The organism is Shewanella sp. MSW, assembly GCF_007636515.1.
Taxonomy (GTDB): domain Bacteria; phylum Pseudomonadota; class Gammaproteobacteria; order Enterobacterales; family Shewanellaceae; genus Shewanella; species Shewanella indica.
Map to the genome: position 1 here is coordinate 161,050 of NZ_LVDR01000001.1, position 18,135 is coordinate 179,184.

Annotated in this window: 18 protein-coding genes; 12 read left to right on the forward strand and 6 right to left on the reverse strand. The window is 52.9% G+C overall.

Going from position 1 to position 18,135, the window contains the following annotated elements:
- Window positions 1-47: 47 nt before the first annotated feature.
- Window positions 48-1,499, reverse strand: coding sequence for a sodium/proline symporter PutP (putP, locus tag AYI96_RS00670; protein WP_071475906.1), 1,452 nt, complete (start codon window positions 1,497-1,499; stop codon window positions 48-50).
- Window positions 1,500-1,665: 166 nt separating this feature from the next.
- Between putP and AYI96_RS00675 the strand changes: the two genes are divergently transcribed.
- The 4 genes from AYI96_RS00675 to AYI96_RS00690 all read left to right on the forward strand — a co-directional run bounded on the left by AYI96_RS00675 (window position 1,666) and on the right by AYI96_RS00690 (window position 4,305).
- Entirely contained in the window at window positions 1,666-1,863 is a 198-nt protein-coding gene (locus AYI96_RS00675; protein ID WP_144360788.1) for a hypothetical protein, read from the forward strand.
- 16 nt (window positions 1,864-1,879) lie between these two features.
- Window positions 1,880-2,473, forward strand: a complete 594-nt coding sequence (locus AYI96_RS00680) for a hypothetical protein (RefSeq protein WP_071475904.1) — start codon at window positions 1,880-1,882, stop codon at window positions 2,471-2,473.
- 65 nt (window positions 2,474-2,538) lie between these two features.
- Entirely contained in the window at window positions 2,539-3,168 is a 630-nt protein-coding gene (locus AYI96_RS00685; RefSeq protein ID WP_071475903.1) for a class I SAM-dependent methyltransferase, read from the forward strand.
- 198 nt (window positions 3,169-3,366) lie between these two features.
- Window positions 3,367-4,305 carry a chemotaxis protein CheV gene (locus AYI96_RS00690; protein WP_071475902.1) on the forward strand — a complete coding sequence of 313 codons (939 nt, stop codon included), beginning with the start codon at window positions 3,367-3,369 and terminating at the stop codon, window positions 4,303-4,305.
- On the opposite strand, the gene AYI96_RS00695 is transcribed toward AYI96_RS00690, so the two are convergent.
- Entirely contained in the window at window positions 4,306-4,944 is a 639-nt protein-coding gene (locus AYI96_RS00695; protein ID WP_144360789.1) for a hypothetical protein, read from the reverse strand.
- Between the two features lie 71 nt (window positions 4,945-5,015).
- Window positions 5,016-5,375: a DUF2750 domain-containing protein gene (locus AYI96_RS00700; protein ID WP_039032869.1), complete on the reverse strand. Its 360-nt coding sequence runs from the start codon at window positions 5,373-5,375 to the stop codon at window positions 5,016-5,018.
- Between the two features lie 209 nt (window positions 5,376-5,584).
- Between AYI96_RS00700 and AYI96_RS00705 the strand changes: the two genes are divergently transcribed.
- The 4 genes from AYI96_RS00705 (at window position 5,585) to AYI96_RS00720 (ending at window position 8,668) form a co-directional block, all read left to right on the forward strand.
- The gene (locus tag AYI96_RS00705; protein ID WP_409928932.1) at window positions 5,585-6,796 is read left to right on the forward strand and encodes a lytic murein transglycosylase; all 1,212 of its coding nucleotides are present in this window, start codon (window positions 5,585-5,587) and stop codon (window positions 6,794-6,796) included.
- A 136-nt stretch (window positions 6,797-6,932) separates the two neighbouring features.
- Window positions 6,933-7,817, forward strand: a complete 885-nt coding sequence (locus AYI96_RS00710; protein WP_260852920.1) for a WYL domain-containing protein — start codon at window positions 6,933-6,935, stop codon at window positions 7,815-7,817.
- Window positions 7,818-7,887: 70 nt separating this feature from the next.
- The gene (locus AYI96_RS00715) at window positions 7,888-8,370 is read left to right on the forward strand and encodes a peptidylprolyl isomerase (RefSeq protein ID WP_039032870.1); all 483 of its coding nucleotides are present in this window, start codon (window positions 7,888-7,890) and stop codon (window positions 8,368-8,370) included.
- Window positions 8,371-8,440: 70 nt separating this feature from the next.
- On the forward strand, window positions 8,441-8,668 hold the full coding sequence (locus AYI96_RS00720; protein ID WP_039036157.1) for a DUF3389 family protein: 228 nt from the start codon (window positions 8,441-8,443) through the stop codon (window positions 8,666-8,668).
- A gap of 4 nt (window positions 8,669-8,672) precedes the next feature.
- Here AYI96_RS00720 and AYI96_RS00725 read toward each other — a convergent pair whose 3' ends face one another.
- Window positions 8,673-9,680, reverse strand: coding sequence for a glutathione S-transferase family protein (locus AYI96_RS00725; RefSeq protein ID WP_039036158.1), 1,008 nt, complete (start codon window positions 9,678-9,680; stop codon window positions 8,673-8,675).
- Window positions 9,681-9,858: 178 nt separating this feature from the next.
- On the opposite strand from AYI96_RS00725, the gene AYI96_RS00730 reads away from it, so the two are divergent.
- The 3 genes from AYI96_RS00730 (at window position 9,859) to AYI96_RS00740 (ending at window position 13,481) form a co-directional block, all read left to right on the forward strand.
- Window positions 9,859-10,530 (forward strand): alpha/beta hydrolase, encoded by a 672-nt coding sequence (locus AYI96_RS00730; protein WP_144360790.1) that lies wholly within the window; start codon window positions 9,859-9,861, stop codon window positions 10,528-10,530.
- 538 nt (window positions 10,531-11,068) lie between these two features.
- Window positions 11,069-12,763, forward strand: coding sequence for a bifunctional UDP-sugar hydrolase/5'-nucleotidase UshA (gene ushA / locus AYI96_RS00735; RefSeq protein WP_101096733.1), 1,695 nt, complete (start codon window positions 11,069-11,071; stop codon window positions 12,761-12,763).
- A gap of 268 nt (window positions 12,764-13,031) precedes the next feature.
- On the forward strand, window positions 13,032-13,481 hold the full coding sequence (locus AYI96_RS00740) for an Hsp20 family protein (RefSeq protein WP_028779347.1): 450 nt from the start codon (window positions 13,032-13,034) through the stop codon (window positions 13,479-13,481).
- Between the two features lie 113 nt (window positions 13,482-13,594).
- On the opposite strand, the gene AYI96_RS00745 is transcribed toward AYI96_RS00740, so the two are convergent.
- Complete coding sequence (locus AYI96_RS00745) at window positions 13,595-14,914, reverse strand: Na+/H+ antiporter family protein (RefSeq protein WP_144360791.1); 1,320 nt, start codon at window positions 14,912-14,914, stop codon at window positions 13,595-13,597.
- Window positions 14,915-15,227: 313 nt separating this feature from the next.
- On the opposite strand from AYI96_RS00745, the gene AYI96_RS00750 reads away from it, so the two are divergent.
- Window positions 15,228-15,833, forward strand: coding sequence for a peroxiredoxin (locus AYI96_RS00750; protein WP_025009505.1), 606 nt, complete (start codon window positions 15,228-15,230; stop codon window positions 15,831-15,833).
- 301 nt (window positions 15,834-16,134) lie between these two features.
- Here the strand turns inward: AYI96_RS00750 and mnmC are convergent, their stop codons facing one another.
- Window positions 16,135-18,120: an FAD-dependent 5-carboxymethylaminomethyl-2-thiouridine(34) oxidoreductase MnmC gene (gene mnmC, locus AYI96_RS00755; protein ID WP_144360792.1), complete on the reverse strand. Its 1,986-nt coding sequence runs from the start codon at window positions 18,118-18,120 to the stop codon at window positions 16,135-16,137.
- Window positions 18,121-18,135: the final 15 nt, after the last annotated feature.

An 18,135-nucleotide genomic window follows, 5' to 3' on the forward strand; every position in this document is an offset into this window, starting at 1 on the left:
GGCGTACAAGTGTACGCCAAACTATGGCGGCGGCATAAGTATCGTGGTTAGAGACTCTGTTTGAAGCGACTGAATTGTGTCTGTGTAGCCTCGGATGGCGGCGACAAACGGCTAACTACAATCCCGGCCAGAGTTGCCAGAATGAATCCAGGCAATATTTCATAGAGGGCGAAGATACCGCTTTCCAATTGTTTCCAGATGATTACTGTCAAGCCGCCAACTAGGATGGTGGCAATGGCGCCGTTGCGGCTGTAGCCACGCCAAAACAGTGCCAGGATGACCACAGGGCCAAAGGCGGCACCGAAACCGGCCCAGGCATAGCTCACCAGGCCCAGTACACTGGCTTCCCGATCCAGGGCAACAACCACTGAGATAATGGCAATGGCCAACACGCCGATACGACCGACCAACATCAGCTCCTTGCTTGAAGCCTCGGGCCTGAGCCACTTGCGGTAGAAATCTTCGGTGATCACGCTGGAACATACCAGCAGTTGCGAGTCTATGGTGCTCATGATGGCCGACAAGATAGCGGCGATAAGCAGGCCTCCAATCCAGGGGTTAAAGGCGACCTGAGTCAGATGGATAAATACAGTTTCCGGATTCTTGAGCGGCTCATCGGCAAAGTAGAGCGCGCCGGCAATGCCGGTCGCCAGGGCGCCGATCAGGGAGACAAACATCCAGCTCATGGCGATGCGGCGTGAAACCGGCAGATCCTTAACACTGTTAATCGCCATAAAGCGTGACAGAATATGGGGCTGACCAAAGTAACCCAGCCCCCAGGCCAGAGCCGACAGCAGACCTATCAGGGTCAGCTTATCGCTCCATAACGACAGCATGGCTGGGTCCAGGGTATCCAGGCTTTGGTGGCTCTCTGGTTGGGTAAACATGCTGACCGGGACTATCAACAGGGCTATCAACATCAAGCAGCCCTGGAAGAAGTCTGTCCAACTGACTGCAAAAAAACCGCCGACAAAGGTATAGGCCACTATCACAGCGGAACCTATCAGCAGCGCCGTCAGGTACTCGAAGCCAAAGACATTGCTGAACAGCACAGCGCCGCCCACCATGCCGGAGGAGGCGTAAAAGGTGAAAAACAGTAATATGGTGACGGCAGATACCAGTTTCAGGAGGCCGCCCTCGTCGTTGAAACGCTTCTCAAAAAAGTCTGGCAGCGTGAGAGCATTGTCGGCCATCTGGGTATAGATCCGCAGGCGTTTGGCCACCAAAAGCCAGTTAAGCCAGGCGCCCAGTAACAGGCCTATTCCCATCCAGGCTTCGCCCAAACCGCCGAGATAGACGGCGCCGGGCAAACCCAGCAGCAGCCAACCGGACATGTCGGAGGCGCCGACACTTAGAGCGGTCACCGCCGGGCCCATCTTGCGACCGCCGAGAATATAGTCATCGACCGAATCGGTCGCCTTGTAGGCCCAAAGACCTATCCCCATCATCAGGGCCAAATAACCCAGAAAAGTTATCATTACCGGGGTTTCAATATGCATGCTGGTTTACACTTTTGTGTTGTTGTTTGGCGCGGATACTAGCAAAAGTTTGCCAAAGCGCCCATTGTTGACGGACTATGTGAAGCAGATCTGACCAGTCCAGGAAAAGATGTTCCGAAAAGTTTGCAGTAGTGAGTGTTAATTTACTCAAAAAAGGTGGGCTTAATTGGCTGAATCTTCACTAGAATTTAAACTTGCGGCTCATATTGACTTGTTTAAGGGCAAAGAGGGACTCTTGGAGCGCGGATACCGGCGTCAGGCTTTTTATATTGCAATTGTTGTATCTGCAATTTGTGCTTTGGGAACCATGCTCTGCCGCCCCGGTACGGATCTGACAGAGATGCAAACCTTCGGCGAAGGATAATATAAGGAGTATGCCTATGGCGCTGCCTCTCCTATGGCTCGGTTCTGCAGCCCTCGGCACCATTTGGCTTGCCGATGAAGGACTGAAGCGTAAGAAGATCGCCCAGAATCGATTACTCAAGGATCTGCCGGTACAGCGCGTCAAGGGGCAGGCGCGGTTGACACCCAGTGAATGGTTTCACAGCCAGAGTGTCAAACAGGTGCAGCCCGGGATGCTGGTGTGCTGCCACGTATTCGGGGTCATTGAACACACAGGTATCTGGCTCGGTGACGGTATGTTGGCCGAGCTCCACGGCAGCGGCCTTGTACGGCCTGTGTCGGTGAAGCGTTTTCTGGCAGGTCGCAGCGGCAGCAAGGTGTTTGTCGCCTGCGATCATCAAAGAATGCCCTTGGTCAGTGAACAAGCATTGGCCCGCGCCGGCGAGAGCCTGTTTCAATATCGGGATTATGACCTGTTTGATAATAACTGCCACAGGTACGTGTGGCACTGTATCAGCGGCAAGCCGCAAAGGGTGAGTAGTTTTTCGCGACTCAATCAACTGTTGGAAGACTTCTTTGGTCAGGGCATCTATTGGGATCAACTGCCGCTGGAACCCTTTGGGGACGAGTGAAGATGATTGTCGCCGCAAGGGCACTTAAAAGTTAACCATGAATTATTCTGCGTGGATCGTCATTTATGCAACTCAATCGCTTTGAAAAATCGATAGTCAGGCATCCGCTGCGTTTGTGGCTGCAAAGGCGGCTGGAGCGGCGGATGTTGCTGAAGCTGTTTGCCAAGCCTTTACCGGCTTTTAGTCGCGCCTTGGAGATAGGTTGCGGCTTTGGTGAGGGAATCGCTCTTGTGCGTCAGGAACTGGGGGCGCAAGAAGTATGGGCGCTCGATTTTGATTCCGACATGGTCAGCCACTGCGCCGGGCGGTATTCGGATCAAAACTGGTTGCATCTGTGCCAGGGTGATGGCAGTGGCTTGCCCTTTGCCGATAGCCAGTTTGATCTTGTGGTCGATTTTGCCGCCTTTCATCATATTCCGGACTGGCAACAGGCGGTGGTCGAAGTGTACAGAGTGTTGCGCCCTGGCGGCTATTTCGTCATGGAAGAGCTTTATCGCGCCGCCATCTGTAATCCTTTGAGTCGACGTCTGTTTGAGCATCCCCAGGAAAACCGTTTCAATCACGCTGAACTCTTGGCTGTTGTTGAAGATAGCGGCAACTTTGAGATTATTCGTCAACACCAGTTGTCGGGGCTGGCGGGCATCATCCTGGCCCGTAAAACCTTCGGCAAGCATGAGCGGGATAATGACGTGTAATCAGTGAGCGTGCGTGGGCTTTTGCTGTAGCCCAGCTTAACTCTATGAAGGCAGATGTTTGTAACGGATATAACAGTAGCCAAGTGCATATCATTTAAGACAATTTAGCCTAAATTTGCCCTGAAGCATGGTTTGTTCCGCCGCTTTACCACTATAATCGACGTAATATTCAGCAGTAGAATTGGACAAGTAGTTGTTATGGCAAATGTATTGGAATCAGTAGATCAACGAACCCAACTCGTCGGAGAGAATCGGCTGGAGTTACTGCTGTTCAGGATCAGTTCGACTCAGCTGTTTGCCATCAATGTTTTTAAAGTTAAAGAGGTAGTGAAACTGCCGGAACTCTCGACCATGCCAGGCAGCCACCCAGCCATCAGTGGTGTCGCCAATATCCGTGGCGTTTCGATTCCCGTTATCAATCTGCGCAGCGCTATAGGTTTCTCGCCCATGCCTGTGGGCGAAGACGCTAACCTTATCATCACAGAATACAACCGTAGTGTGCAGGGGTTTCTGGTGGGCAAGGTTGAGCATATAGTCAACATGACCTGGGGCGATATCATGCCACCGCCGAAAACCGCCGGCCGCAATCATTACCTTACAGCCATCACTCGGATGGAAACCCAGGGTAAAACTGAGTTGGTGTCGATTATCGATGTGGAAAAGGTACTGGCGGAAATCATCCACTATGACGTGCGTCTCTCAGAAGGTGTGTTGGATGAATCCTTGGTGGCCAAGATGCCGGGACACAAGATTTTAATTGTTGACGATTCGCCCACCGCCAGACGCCAGGTGCGCGATACTTTGGGGCAGCTGGGGCTTGAAGTGATTGAACGCAGTGATGGCCGCGAGGCGCTGGCGCTGCTTAAGTCCTGGTGCGATCAGGGGCTCAAGGTGACAGAGCAGATTTTGATGATGATCACCGACGCTGAAATGCCCGAAATGGACGGTTACCGTCTTACCTATGAGGTGCGTAATGACAAGCGGATGGCCGATCTTTTTATTACCCTCAATACCTCCCTCAGCGGCAGTTTCAATAAGGCGATGGTAGAAAAGGTGGGCTGCGATCGTTTTATTTCCAAGTTCCAGCCGGATCTGTTGGTGGAAGCCGTGCAGGACAGAATTCGCCAGCTGGGCTGATTAACGGCTGTTTTCCTGCTCCAGTTCGCGGATAAGTTGCTTTTTGGTGCGTTTGTCTGCGGCGATGTTGAGCCTGGCCAGGCGCACGGCGAAGGCAAATCTGTCGCGGCCGCAGATGGCGGTCAAGGCCTGCAGAAAGTCTTTATCCAGTGCAAAGTTTTTGGCGTAGTGCTCTATGGCGGCAAACACTGAGCTGTAGTGCAAGCCATCGAAGTCAAACCCGGTATTTGGGGTTTCGTCGCTCAGCGGAACTCCCTCGATGCACAGGGGCCAGCCCTTGGCATTGATCCTGTCTCTGGCCACTTCATACATAAACCAGGCGCTGCGTTTAAAACCGCCAAGAATTTTGCAGGAAAACTCAGATTCTTCCAGCTCTTCACGGGTCCAATTCAGCCCTATGGCCAGATGTTTAGCGTAGCGCTTCATCAATGCATCTTTAACTGCGATACGGCACTCGTATATCGAGGTGAGAGGATTTTGGCGGGCCAGCGTCAGGCACTCCTTACAGGCGGGCACGCTCAGCGAGGCATGCTCTGCATGGGGGGAGGCTTCAAAGGTGAAAATGTGCTCGCAGGGCTCGGCACAAAACCAGCAGCTGTGACGGCAATTAAAGGGGATGTCGACCATGGGACAGGGCATAGGGTTGTGCAGATGCTGCTCTGAGTCTTAAAAGAAGTCGGGAGTCTTGGTGACTCCCGACCTGATAAAGCTTATTCGGCTTCCACGTCCACCAGGAACTTGGCCAGCTCTACCGGCTCAACTTCGGGACATTCCTGCTCTGCGCGCCAATCGATACCAATCAATACGCCATCTTCGTTGAGATCTTCAATCCAGAACTCCAGCAGCTCTTCCAGTGAAATCGCTACCGGTGCGAAGTTGACCCACTCCTCGGTGCAATGGCTTTGGGCCACTGCCTGATCAGACCATAAAGGCATGACATCTGTGTCTTCATATTCGCTGGAATCACACACCACCCAGCCTTCGCCGGAGTCGTCCTGCAAGCCCCACACCTGCTGGTGCGCTTTGACGTTATCGATAAATTGGCTCAGTGCCGGCGCTAAATCAGTCATGATCTCTCTCTTGAGCAAGGGTTAGTGGCGCCATTATACGGCATAAGCACTGGAGTCCAAGTGAATCTTAACCTCAGATGAACAAACAGGAATAAATGCTTAAAAATCGACTCAACGACAGGGAATTATGCCTGCGGGGCTTAAAAAACGCTGAGCGACTGGTTAGGATGGAACTCGATGGGGTGTTTAATCTTTTAAGGAGTCGGAAGGTGTTCAGAGTATTATCCTGGTTTCCCCTGCTGTTGGCCACGCAAACGCTGGCAGCCCCCCAGAATGAGGATCCTGTAGAAGCCCTGATAAAGGCCGGAGAAGCGGCTTTTCCTCAGTGTATTGTGGCGATGCAGGACAAGGCCCTGAAAGAGGGGATCAGTCAACAGACCATCGACTCACATCTTAAGCAACTCAAGTTTGTCCCCAGAGTGATAGAGCTGGATCGCAGTCAGCCCGAGTTTACCCAGACATTTGCCAACTATTTCGATAAGCGGGTAACAGATTGGCGGGTTTCCAAGGGCAGGGAACTGCTGGTTGAACACAAAGCGCTGCTGGATAAGCTCAAGCGCGAGTACGGTGTGCCGCCGCAATATCTCTTGTCTTTCTGGGGCATGGAGACTAATTACGGGGGGTACAAGGGCAAGATGCCGGTGTTGGATTCGCTGGCAACCCTGGCCTGCGACTCCCGCCGTTCGGGCTTTTTTACCCAGGAGTTGATGACAGCGTTGAAGCTGAGCCAGAAATATGGTTTTGCTGCGGCCGATATGCAAGGCTCCTGGGCCGGGGCCATGGGACACACCCAGTTTATGCCCAGTGCTTATGCCAGTTATGCCGTCGATGGTGACGGTGACGGCAAGGCGGATCTCTGGAACAGCATAGACGATGCCCTGACTTCGGCGGCAAACTTTCTTGCTCACCTGGGGTGGCAGCGCAACGAACGCTGGGGCAGGGAGGTTCGCTTACCTGAATCATTTGATTATCAGCATCTGGGGCAGAAAAAGTCTCTCGCTGACTGGCAGGCGCTGGGGTTGACCCAGAGCAATGGCAAGGTGCTGCCACAGGCCCAGATGGAAGCCAGACTCTATCTGCCCGCCGGGCACGAGGGACCTGCGTTTCTCGGCTACGATAATTTCCAGGTGATCCAGCGTTGGAACCGTTCTGAGTTTTATGCCATCTCAGTAGGCCATTTGGCCGACAGAATAAGTGGCGCCGGTCGGCTTGCCAAAGCACCGCCGCAGCAAACCCGCTTGAGCCGCGCTCAGATAAAGGCACTGCAGCAAAAGCTCAATGAGCAGGGGTTTGATGCCGGAAAGCCGGACGGTATTCTCGGGCGTAACTCCCGCGCCAGTTTACAGGCGTTTCAGCTCAGCAAAGGCTTGGTGGCCGACGGTTTCCCTTCTGCCGAAACCTTTAAAGCCCTGGGACTCTAGTTCTGCTAATCAAAATGATTGCCGGTAGCCAAGGGATTGGCTAATGTTAGTTTATAAAGGCGCCAAGCAACTGCCCGGATAATGCAGGCAACAGAGTTTGGCGTTTTCCCGCACCGATTTGAACTCAGGGAATGATATGCGCAGCGAGATGAGCAACATAGACAAGTTGAGTCACGGCCAGCGTCAGCGTCTGGCCTTTATCGATTTCAGTTTGCAATATTTTGGTCAGGTCAGTCGTCAGGATCTGATTGCCAAGTTTGCCACCGGATTGGCGGCCGCCACCCGCGACTTCAGCCTCTATCGCGAGCTGGCGCCACAGAATCTTAAGCTGATGCATCCCAGCCGTCATTATCAGCGCCAGCATGAATTCAAGCCCTTGTTTCATCACGATCCTGAAGCCATTCTCTCGGGGTTGGCCCGTGGCTTTGGAGATGGTTTGTCACAGCCCCTGGTGCCCAGCCAGGTCTGTTTCGATGCGGTGCGGCTTATTCATCCGGATACCGAGATTATCGCGGCGCTGATGCGCTCGATTCAACAAGGGCTGGCGCTGGCGCTGCAATATGTCTCCACCTCAAGCGGCGAAACTTTTCGTGAAATAGTGCCCCATGCCCTGGTCAACAACGGTCAGCGCTGGCATGTGCGGGCATTTGACAGACTGCATGGCAAGTTCAACGACTTTGTGGTGACCCGTATCAAGCAGGCCAGAGAACTTGAAGGCTCTCCCTTGCCCAAGGAGCAACCGGCAGCCGACAACAACTGGTTGACGCCGGTGGAACTGGTGTTGGTTCCCCATCCGAGCCTGAAACACCCGGAGGCGATTATGCTCGACTATCGTATGGAGGATGGCGAACTCAAGGTGGCCAGCAATGCGGCCTTGGCTGGATATCTGCTGCGCAGCTGGAGTGTGGATTGCTCTGTTAAGCATCAAATTGATGGTGGTGTTTGTCAGTTGGCATTGAAAAACCACCAGGTGCTGGAGCGACTCGAGCATCTGGCGATAGTGCCGGGCGCTGGGCGTTAATCCAAAGCAGTGGAGTGCAGGCGACAGTTTTGTTAAGCTGCGCCGGAATCATGAATACTGAGGACTCAGAATGAGCGTTAAAGAAGATATGGTGGTGCAGTTCAATTACACACTGCGCGATGAAAAGGGTGAAGTGCTGGAAACCAACGAGGGGCACGATCCCATCGCCTATCTGCATGGCCATGACAACATGATGCCCGGAGTCGAGAAAGCCATTGAAGGCAAAGAGATAGGTGCCAAGTTCAGTGTGACCTTGCCAGCCTCTGAAACTTACGGTGAGCGGGTTGAAGGCGCTGAGCAGCGCGTATCGGTAAAACACCTGATGGGCGCCAAAGTATGGAAGCCTGGCATGCGCGCGGTCGTCAATACAGATCAAGGTCAGCGTCAAGTGACTGTGGTCAAGGTGGGCAAGTTTATGGCCACTGTGGACATCAATCACCCATTGGCCGGTCGCGAGCTGACCTTTGATATTGAAGTGGTCTCAGCCCGTGAAGCCAGCCATGAAGAGATAGCTCATGGTCATGCCCATGGCGTCGGTGGTCATCAGCACTGAGTTTGGCCTTAACTGAAAACGCCCGCTTTAGCGGGCGTTTTTGATTGAGAAACCATTGGGAGGAGAGGGGATGAAAATTAACTGCGAGCAGGGGCGATTGCTGCTGAGCCCCAATGAGCTGCAAGTTCGTTTGCCGGCCATGCAGACAGTGTTGATGGCGCTGAGCGACGATATCCGTTTGCTCAAAGGCCCTTGCATTCTGCTGGCCGATGCCGGCGCCGTGCGTTGGCAGTTGCGGCTCGACTCCGATGAACAGCTCGAGCAACTGGCAGACTTTTACGGCCTGACGCCCGAGTGATTTACTATTCCAGTCTGTGGCGTTGATGGCTGCGCTGATAGTCTAACTCGGGGCCCTGGGGCACGATGCGACTGGGGTTTATCTGTCCATGGCTGTAGTAGTAGTGCTGCTTGATATGTTCAAAGTTGACCGTGGCGGCAATACCGGGGTACTGATACAGATCGCGCAGGTATTGGCTCAGCGCCGGGTAGTCTTCAATACGGCGTTTATTGGTCTTGAAGTGACCCACATAGACAGCATCGAAACGGATTAAGGTGGTAAACAAGCGCCAGTCGGCCTCAGTGAGTTGTGAGCCGGTGAGAAAGCGGCGCTCACTCAATTGCAACTCCAATCTGTCAAGGGCACTGAACAGCTGCTCAAAGGCCTCTTGATAGGCTTGTTGTGAGGTGGCAAAACCGGCCCGGTAAACCCCGTTATTGATATTGGGATAGATGAACTCGTTGAGCGTATCTATCTCCTCTCTCAGATGGGGCGGGTAAAAGTCCAGGTTATTGCCGGTCAGATGATCGAAGGCAGAGTTGAACATACGGATGATTTCCGACGATTCATTACTGACTATGGTCTGATGATGTTTGTCCCACAAGACAGGTACTGTCACCCGACCGCTATAATCGGCCGCGGCGAGCTGGTAAATTTGGTAGAGGAATGCTTTGCCAAACAAAGGGTCTTGCTCGGCGCCCTGGATAGGGTGGCCGCCCTTGGGGCCCGCCTCTGTGGCAAATTCCCAACCATTTTCCAACATATGGGGCTCGACCACAGTCATTGAGATAAGCGCCTCCAATCCCTTCAAGGCGCGAAATATCAAGGTTCTGTGGGCCCAGGGGCAAGCGAGTGAAACATAGAGATGGTAGCGGCCCGGTTCGGCCTTGAATCCACCTTGACCACTGGGGCCCGGGCTACCATCCGGGGTGATCCAGTTTCGCAGCTTGGCATCTTCACGGACGAACTTGCCGCCGCTTTTGTCTGTCTGATACCACTGGTCGACCCATTTGCCCTGCTGCAATAATCCCATTTTTCGCTCCTTTAACCGCTTTGCCCTATGGCTCGCATTTCAGTCTAGGTGGTGGTTATTTATGGGTAAAGCGCGAAATACACGTGTTTTTATTCGAATTTTTAGAATGGTGCTGGCAAGGAATTATTAGCCTGATATGATGTCGGTCACATTTTTGCCTATCAAGAAGGATGTTGTTATGTCGTCAACTACCCTGGACGCCGTTGTTATTGAACCCCGGGAGCCGGCCACCGCCTGCGTTATCTGGTTGCATGGTTTGGGTGACTCGGGTGACGGCTTTGCCCCTGTGGTGCCGGCATTGGGACTGCCGGCCGATCACTCAATACGCTTTGTGTTTCCACATGCGCCGGAGCAGGCTGTCACTGTCAATGGTGGCTATGTGATGCGCGCCTGGTATGACATCAAGAGCCTCAATCTCCATGACAGAGCCGATATGGCTGGGGTACTGCAATCCGAGCGTTTGGTTCGACAACTCATAGAGCAGCAAGTCGCCCAGGGCATTGCCGCCAACCGCATTGTGCTTGCCGGCTTCAGCCAAGGTGGGGTGATGAGCCTCTTTACCGCACTGCGCTACCCCGAAGCGTTGGCCGGTATTATGGCGCTGTCCTGTTATTTGCCGGGGGGTGAGCAGCTGCCGGAAGACTTGAGCAGCGCCAACCGTGATACACCAATCTTGCAGTGTCATGGAGAGCAGGATGATGTGGTTGCTCTCAGTGCCGGACGTATGGCCAAAGAAGCGCTTGAGCTGGGAGGATATCGGCTCGAATGGCATACATTCCCAATGGCGCACGGCGTGGTGCCGCAAGAGCTGAATCTCATCAGTCAGTGGCTGCAGGCGCGTTTGAATTAGGGAAGGTACGAATAAGTTCTAGCGACGTCCTTATTGAGAGAGTGGCTGACACAGAATTGGCATTCAAAGCTACTGCCTGAAGGCATACCTGGGGTTTGACTGGGCCGGATAACGCAGAGTACAGGTGGAACTTGTTCACACTTTCCTAATATCCAGTTTTAATTTATTGAAAAATAAGTCGTCCCATAATGGAAACGGCCTTTCAGGGGGTGTTTCCATTATCAAACAATAGCCTGCCGCTGCTAATACTTTAGTTATTTTCATATATATCAGTGCGATAGGTTTTATTGTGTGCCAAGTGCACTTTAATATCAGCAGCAGAATACGCTAAAGTATGAGAGCTCCCTGGAAGCCTATTCTAAATTGTGAACAGTTTGTGTTATTTCCCGCCTTAAAATCATGCATTTAACTCCTGTTTGTTAATAAAAGTGACATGTTTTTGACTTAATCTTGCTAGTATGTCGGGCGAGGGAAGTTCGCTTCTCCGCTTATTAATGATGATGGTAAAAATAAATAAAAACATGGGGTTGATTTAACAATGTCTAATAAACTGATGAAAGGACTTTTGGCGACAGCCATTCTGGCTGCTCTCGCCGGTTGTAACAGTGATGACAAGGATCCGGCACCGGAAGTCTGCGGCGCCGATAACTGCACCAAGTTCACCATTTTACACACCAATGACAACCATGGCCGCTTCTGGGAAAACAGTGACGGTGAGTATGGTATGGCAGCCCGTAAGACGCTGGTTGAGCGCTTACGCAACGAAGTGGAAAGCAACGGCGGCCAGGCTCTGTTGCTCTCAGGTGGTGATATCAACACAGGTGTGCCTGAGTCGGATCTGCAAAATGCCGAGCCTGACTTTATCGGCATGAACTTGATTGGCTATGACGCCATGGCCGTGGGTAACCACGAGTTTGATAACCCACTGAGTGTGTTGGATATGCAGCGCGAGCTCGCCGAGTTTCCTATGCTGGCTGCCAACATCTACAAAAAAGATGGCAGTCGTTACTTCGAGCCTTACAAGGTTTTCGATGTTAAAGGTCTTAAAGTGGCTGTCATAGGTTTGACCACAGAAGATACCCGCAAGATAGGTAACCCTGAGTTTATCGGCGAGCTTGAGTTTACTGATCCCAAAGAAGAGATCAAAAAGGTCATCAAAGAGATCAATGATAACAAAGCCGCCGACATCATAGTGGCAACCACTCACATGGGGCACTATGCCGATGGCCAAAACGGCAGCAATGCCCCGGGTGACGTGGCCATGGCTCGCGCCCTGGAAGAGGGACAGCTGCAGGTCATCATAGGTGGCCACTCACAGAATCCCGTTTGTATGGAACCCGGTAGTCAGAGCTATGCCGACTTCAAACCCGGTGATGATTGCCTTCCTGATCAGCACAAAGGCACCTGGATCATGCAGGCCCATGAGTGGGGTAAATATGTTGGCCGCGCCGATTTTGAATATTATGGCGGCAAACTGCACCTGGCCAGCTACAAGCTGATCCCGGTCAACCTGAGAAAACTGGATGCAGAAGGCAAGAAGACAGAGGAACTGGCCGGTGAGCCGATCCCTGCCGATACCACAGTGAAGGCTGTACTGCAGCAATATCAGGACAAGGGTAGTGAAAAACTGGGCGAAATCATCGCCACTACCGATGGCAAACTGGAAGGCGATCGCGGCGTGGTTCGTGGTCAGCAGACCAACCTGGGCCGTTTGCTCGCCATGGCGCAGGCCACCAAGGTAAATGCCGATATCGGCGTGATGAACTCGGGTGGTGTACGTGACTCTATCGCCGCCGGTGATATCAGCTACCGTGATGTCCTGACAGTGCAGCCTTTCGGTAACATGATAACCCTGAGCACTATGACAGGTGCCGAGCTCAGCGATTATCTGGGTGTAGTGGCTACCATGCAGCGCGGTTCAGGGGCTTATGCCCAGATAACGGGCGTGAAAATGACAGTTGACTGTCAGGCCAAGTCGGTCGCTATCAGCGAAGTCAGCGGCAAGGATTACAGCGCAACAGATAGCTACACCTTCACTGTACCCAGCTTCAACGCAGCGGGCGGTGACGGCTATCCCAAGCTGGATCCGGTACAAACTGGCTATGTTGATGCCGAAGTCTTCTACAGCTTCCTGAAAGAGAAACAAAGCATCAAGGCCGTTGATTACGAGCCGGTAGGCGATATCGTTTATGAAAACTCCAACAGCCCACTGGGTTGTGAAGTGCCTCAGTAAATAGCACTTTAAGTCACTTTACAGGCAGCCCTTCGGGGCTGCTTTTTTGTGGCAAAAGAGCAGGGCAGCCATGTGGCTTTGAGTGATTTTTAATCAATTAATTCTACCGACACTTGAAATACTTTTGCCCGACCTTATCTATTGAGTGTCGGCAGGGAAAGTGCCTTGACCGATAAATGAAAGGCCGTGCCATTGGGCGGCCAGTGAAACCTAAGGTGCGATGATTCGGCCCGACACTACATATTGCTTAATCTATGAGGATATGACTATGCGTAACTATGATTTGACTCCCCTTTACCGCAGCGCTATCGGTTTTGATCGTTTGGCCCGTTTGGCCGAACATGCCGCCGCCAACAATGGCAATGCCGGTTACCCTCCATACAATATCGAACTCCTGGGTGAGAACCGTTACCGGATCACCATGGCGGTTGCAGGCTTTGCCATGGATGAGCTGGAGATCACCAGCGAGGGTGAAAAGCTGTTGGTGAAAGGCACCAAGGGCGAACAGGCCCCGGAGCGTAAATACCTGTATCAGGGCATTGCCGAGCGCGGCTTTGAACGTACCTTCCAGTTGGCCGATTATGTGACCGTCGAAGGCGCCCATCTGGAACACGGTCTGCTCAATATAGATTTGGTGCGTGAGATCCCTGAAGCCATGAAACCGCGCAAAATTGAGATAGGCTCAGGTAACCGCTTGATAGAAGAAACTCAGGCCTGAAACAGCGCCGATAAGCTAAGTCCCGGCTTGTAAAGCCGGCCGCTAAAGCAAAAAAGCCAGTCTGATACAGACTGGCTTTTTGTATTCAGGGTTATCACTCCCCAAGGCAGTGCTTAGAGTACCATGGCGGCAATCCAGCCGAAGATCAGCAGCGGGATATTGTAGTGAATAAAGGTTGGGATCACGCTATCGCGGATATGGTCGTGCTGACCATCGGCATTCAGGCCGGCGGTGGGGCCGAGGGTTGAGTCCGATGCCGGTGAGCCGGCATCCCCAAGCGCCGCGGCGGTGCCGACCAGGGCGATAACCGCAGGCACAGAGAAACCAAAGTTCAGCGCCAGTGGCACATAGATGGTGGCAATAATGGGGATGGTCGAGAAAGATGAGCCAATACCCATGGTGATCAACAGGCCCACCACCAGCATCAATAGTGCGCCCAGGCCCTTGTTGTCACCAATCAACTCACCTATGGCACTCACCAGAGTCAGTACTTCACCGGTTTGTTTGACCACGGCGGCGAAACCGGCGGCGGCTATCATGATAAAGCCTATGTTGGCCATCATGCGCACACCTTGGTTAAAGATATCTTCATCGGCCACATGTTTGAGCGCGCCGCTGAATGAGAAGATCATAAAGCCGACCAGCGCGCCGAAGATCATCGAATCTGTCTGCAGCTGCACCAGCAGAGTCGCTAGAATAGCCAGCACGGCAATGAAGATGTTGCGCTTGCTGAGGCCGGTTTCCGGTTCGGCGGAGAGGATCTGCTCTTCCCGGTATTCTCTTGGCTTGCGATAGCTGATAAACACGGCCGTCAGCAGCCCGGTCAACATACCGGCGGCCGGGATGAGCATGGCTTGGGGAATGTCCCCGGATTGAGCCTCTAAGCCGTTGGACTGTAGGTTTGCCAGTAGTATGTCGTTTAGAAATATGCCGCCAAAGCCAACCGGTAACACCATATAAGTGGTGACCAGACCGAAAGTGATAACACAGGCAACCAAACGCCTGTCCAGCTTGAGTTTGGACATCAGATGCAAGAGGGGCGGCACCAGAATGGGGATAAAGGCGATATGGATAGGCAGAATATTTTGTGAGCTGATAGCCATGGCCAGCAGCGACAGCAGCAACAGGCTGCGAACCCACTTGAGGTTTTGACTATTGGGATCCTTGCCAAGAGCCTTGATCACTGTAGTGGAAATCAAAGTGGTCAGCCCGGAATGTGACAGGGCCACGGCAAAGGCGCCGAGCAGGGCATAACTCAGGGCTATCTGGGCACCACCGCCCAGGCCGGTATTGAATGCCTCTATGGTCTGGTGGATGTCCAGTCCTCCCATCAAGCCGGCGACCAGGGCGCTGATCGTCAAGGCGATCACCACATTGACCCGGGCCAGGCTGAGAGCGAGCATCAGACAGACGGCAATCACAACTGCGTTCATAGTAAAGTCTTATTCGCTAAACAAAGGGGCTATTTTTGACTGGGGGGGCTTGGATGTCCAGCTGCAATCAGTGTTTGCGGCAAAAAAACTGCCTTTGTGAACTGGATCCTGAGGTTATTGAATCGCTTTGTGAGCCAGGTTGTTGCCGTGACCGCACACTTGCCGATTTCTTATCCAGACAAGCCTTAATTTGGGGCAAAAGCGTGATATTGATCCTAAATAGGTTGTCAGGTGCATGGCACCTCTTATAATGGCCTGTAGTTAAAACGGATTCTGTTTTATTCACAGCTCAATCCATAGATGGAGGTATAAAATGAGCGTATTAGTAGGCCGTCCGGCTCCGGACTTTACTGCAGCAGCTGTTCTGGGTTCTGGCGAAATTGTTGACAGCTTCAACCTGACTGCAGCAATCAAAGGCAAGCCTGCGGTAGTGTTCTTCTACCCACTGGATTTCACCTTCGTGTGCCCATCTGAGCTGATCGCTTTCGATCACCGCATGGAAGAGTTCAAGAAGCGTGGCGTTGAAGTGATCGGTGTTTCTATCGATTCTCAGTTTACTCACAATGCATGGCGTAACACCCCAGTGGAAAAAGGCGGTATCGGCCAGGTTCAATACACTCTGGTAGCCGACGTTCGCCACGACATCTGCAAGGCTTACGACGTTGAACACCCAGAAGCCGGTGTGGCTTTCCGCGGTTCTTTCCTGATCGACAAAGAAGGTATGGTGCGTCACCAGGTCGTTAACGATCTGCCTCTTGGTCGTAACGTCGATGAAATGCTGCGTATGATCGATGCGCTGCAATTCCACGAAGAGCACGGTGAAGTTTGCCCGGCAGGTTGGGAAAAAGGCAAGAAAGGCATGAAAGACAGCCCAGACGGTGTTGCTGCCTATCTGTCTGAGAATGCTGAAGAACTGTAATATAGTTTAAGTCTGCATCTGCAAAAGCAGTCTTAAAGTACAATGCCGTTCAGTTATGCTGAGCGGCATTTTTTATCTCGATTGATTACCTGTGTTGGTTCATTTGGAATGTTATTCGTGGACGGGCGTTCCATTCAACTTAAACGGTTTGACGAGCTGTGGCCGATGCCAGAATGGCAATACTGTCGGCTAATGGATATAGAATATCCATGGATACGATAGTTTCTGAGTGAGGCTTTGATAAGAGCTTCCTCTATTAAGCTCGGTTTGCCCATGCATGTCTTGGTTAATTCATTCAATATTAAAGCGCTTTACCCTTGATAAGTTTGCGCATCCACATCCGGTTGGGATTAAGGCGCTGCAGCAGCGTACTGCCTACCGGCAAGGGTTGATGACAAAGCTCTGATGCCAGAATTTCCGCCGCCAATGGACCTGTGCTGAGGCCGCGTGAGCCCAAACCACCAAGAATATAAAGACCGGGATGCACAGGCGCCAGTGTCTGTTGCCAGTAGCGGGCACTCTCGGGTGTGTGCTGATGTTGCTGATAAGCCTGCATTAGTGCACCGACATCCGGTGCTTGCCCCAACATGGGAAAGTGATCCCGGGTGACCATACGCACCCCTACTCTGGCATCTTGTCCCATCACCAGCCCCCGGTGCCAGTCGGCATCCGGATAACTCATGGCGATTTTTTGCAGGTTTTCTCTCTGCTCGGCGTCGCTGTAGGCCAACTGCTCGGGATCTTTGATATAACTGGCTCCCAGGCAATGAATCCCCTCCCAGGCCGGAGTGAGGTATCCCTTGGCGCACAGCACTGCCTTAAGCGCTCCCAACCCGCCTTGGGTTGCAACTTCACTGACCTGGCCGCGAAAAGGTGAGGCGGGTAGGGCCGAAGTTTGTGGCAGCGCCGTCAGCGAAGCGCCGCTTGCCAACACCAGCTTCTTGAATGGCCCAAAGCGGCGACCATCGGCAGCACTTAACCACCAGAGGTGATCCTCTCTTGAAATCGCCTTGATATGGGTTCGGGGTTGAAAGTCACAGTAACTCGAGTCGACGGCGTATTGGATGGCGGCGCGGCACAGTGCTCTGGGGCAGACCCAGCCACCCAGAGGGTAAAAAAGGCCATCTTCTTCTATATCCAATCCCGCAAGCTCAGTAGCTTCAAAGCTGTCGACCCGGCGCAGAATATCCGGGTGCCAGTTTTGGCCCTCGGCAATCTTATCCAGGCGGGCGCGGCTTCGCTCATCATAGCCAGTGTGTAACACACCGCAAAAGTCATGGGCGATATCGAACCCGGCGGCAGTCAGGGCGGTTATCCGCCGTCGACTGAAGAGAAAACCTTGTTGGAACAGGGTGTTGAGCTCTGATGTTTCCGGCGTCAACAGCGGGTATAGTGCACCTTGTCGGTTGCCGCTGGCACTTTCACCCGCGTTATCCTCGCTGCAAAATACCTGGCTGGCTTGTTGGCGCTCTGCCAATGACAATGCCAGCTGACTGCCGGCCACACCGGCGCCAATAATGGCAATAGATTCATCATCTGCAAGCATGGGCTCCCGGTAGAGCGGCCAGGGCGCCAGTCTGGCATTGCTTTGGCGCCGCAAGGCAAGGCGTTCTGCCTTGGCGATGGGCTCGAGCTCAGTTTGTTGAGTCAAAAGCAGTGCTGCCGGCCCGTTAAAATCTACTATATTGAGCCCGCTATTGACCATAATAGAGGCAAGAGCGCTTCTCTTACTTGGCAGGCACAGCAAGGAGGCGTAGTCTTTAGCCAAGCGCGCCATCTGCCAGACCGCTGCCTGAGAGGGTAAGGACTCTGCAAGCCAGAGCCAGTTGTCTATCCAGCCGTTATGGTTTACCCCTGGCAACTCTTTGAGCAAGGTGGCGTCAAATTCAAGGTAGAGATCCAGTGTCAACCTGCCACCATCGAGCACAAAACGTTGGCAGCCGGGGATTGCCAGAGGTTTACCTGCCTGCAGCTCGGCAAGAAGCGCCATTACTGCGCTTGTTTGATGTTCGGCGAATGCCGTAGCTTCGGTGGTCTGCCATAATGGCAGTTTGCTTTGCAGGACCTTGAGCGATTCTGCCCGGGAATCTTTATCGGCGGCAAACAGCAAGAGTTGTAACACAAGCTTGGGATAATTCTGTCGTAGTTGGCTCCAGAGTTGCAGCAGCGGCAACAGGGCTTCACTGCCTACCGCCGCCAGACAAATTTGCCGCCCGAAGGGCTTGTCACCGAAACGGATTTGTTGGTAGGGCGCAAGAGTCGCCGTCGGGGCTTGTGTTGTTTCCACAGATGTGGGATTTTG

Bases quoted from the DNA above. Each gene is read 5' to 3' on its own strand.
- putP (WP_071475906.1), bottom strand. From the start codon at position 1,499: ATGCATATTGAAACCCCGGTAATGATAACTTTTCTGGGTTATTTGGCC.
- AYI96_RS00680 (WP_071475904.1), top strand. From the start codon at position 1,880: ATGGCGCTGCCTCTCCTATGGCTCGGTTCTGCAGCCCTCGGCACCATT.
- AYI96_RS00685 (WP_071475903.1), top strand. From the start codon at position 2,539: ATGCAACTCAATCGCTTTGAAAAATCGATAGTCAGGCATCCGCTGCGT.
- AYI96_RS00690 (WP_071475902.1), top strand. From the start codon at position 3,367: ATGGCAAATGTATTGGAATCAGTAGATCAACGAACCCAACTCGTCGGA.
- AYI96_RS00695 (WP_144360789.1), bottom strand. From the start codon at position 4,944: ATGCCCTGTCCCATGGTCGACATCCCCTTTAATTGCCGTCACAGCTGC.
- AYI96_RS00700 (WP_039032869.1), bottom strand. From the start codon at position 5,375: ATGACTGATTTAGCGCCGGCACTGAGCCAATTTATCGATAACGTCAAA.
- AYI96_RS00710 (WP_260852920.1), top strand. From the start codon at position 6,933: ATGCGCAGCGAGATGAGCAACATAGACAAGTTGAGTCACGGCCAGCGT.
- AYI96_RS00715 (WP_039032870.1), top strand. From the start codon at position 7,888: ATGAGCGTTAAAGAAGATATGGTGGTGCAGTTCAATTACACACTGCGC.
- AYI96_RS00720 (WP_039036157.1), top strand. From the start codon at position 8,441: ATGAAAATTAACTGCGAGCAGGGGCGATTGCTGCTGAGCCCCAATGAG.
- AYI96_RS00725 (WP_039036158.1), bottom strand. From the start codon at position 9,680: ATGGGATTATTGCAGCAGGGCAAATGGGTCGACCAGTGGTATCAGACA.
- AYI96_RS00730 (WP_144360790.1), top strand. From the start codon at position 9,859: ATGTCGTCAACTACCCTGGACGCCGTTGTTATTGAACCCCGGGAGCCG.
- ushA (WP_101096733.1), top strand. From the start codon at position 11,069: ATGTCTAATAAACTGATGAAAGGACTTTTGGCGACAGCCATTCTGGCT.
- AYI96_RS00740 (WP_028779347.1), top strand. From the start codon at position 13,032: ATGCGTAACTATGATTTGACTCCCCTTTACCGCAGCGCTATCGGTTTT.
- AYI96_RS00745 (WP_144360791.1), bottom strand. From the start codon at position 14,914: ATGAACGCAGTTGTGATTGCCGTCTGTCTGATGCTCGCTCTCAGCCTG.
- AYI96_RS00750 (WP_025009505.1), top strand. From the start codon at position 15,228: ATGAGCGTATTAGTAGGCCGTCCGGCTCCGGACTTTACTGCAGCAGCT.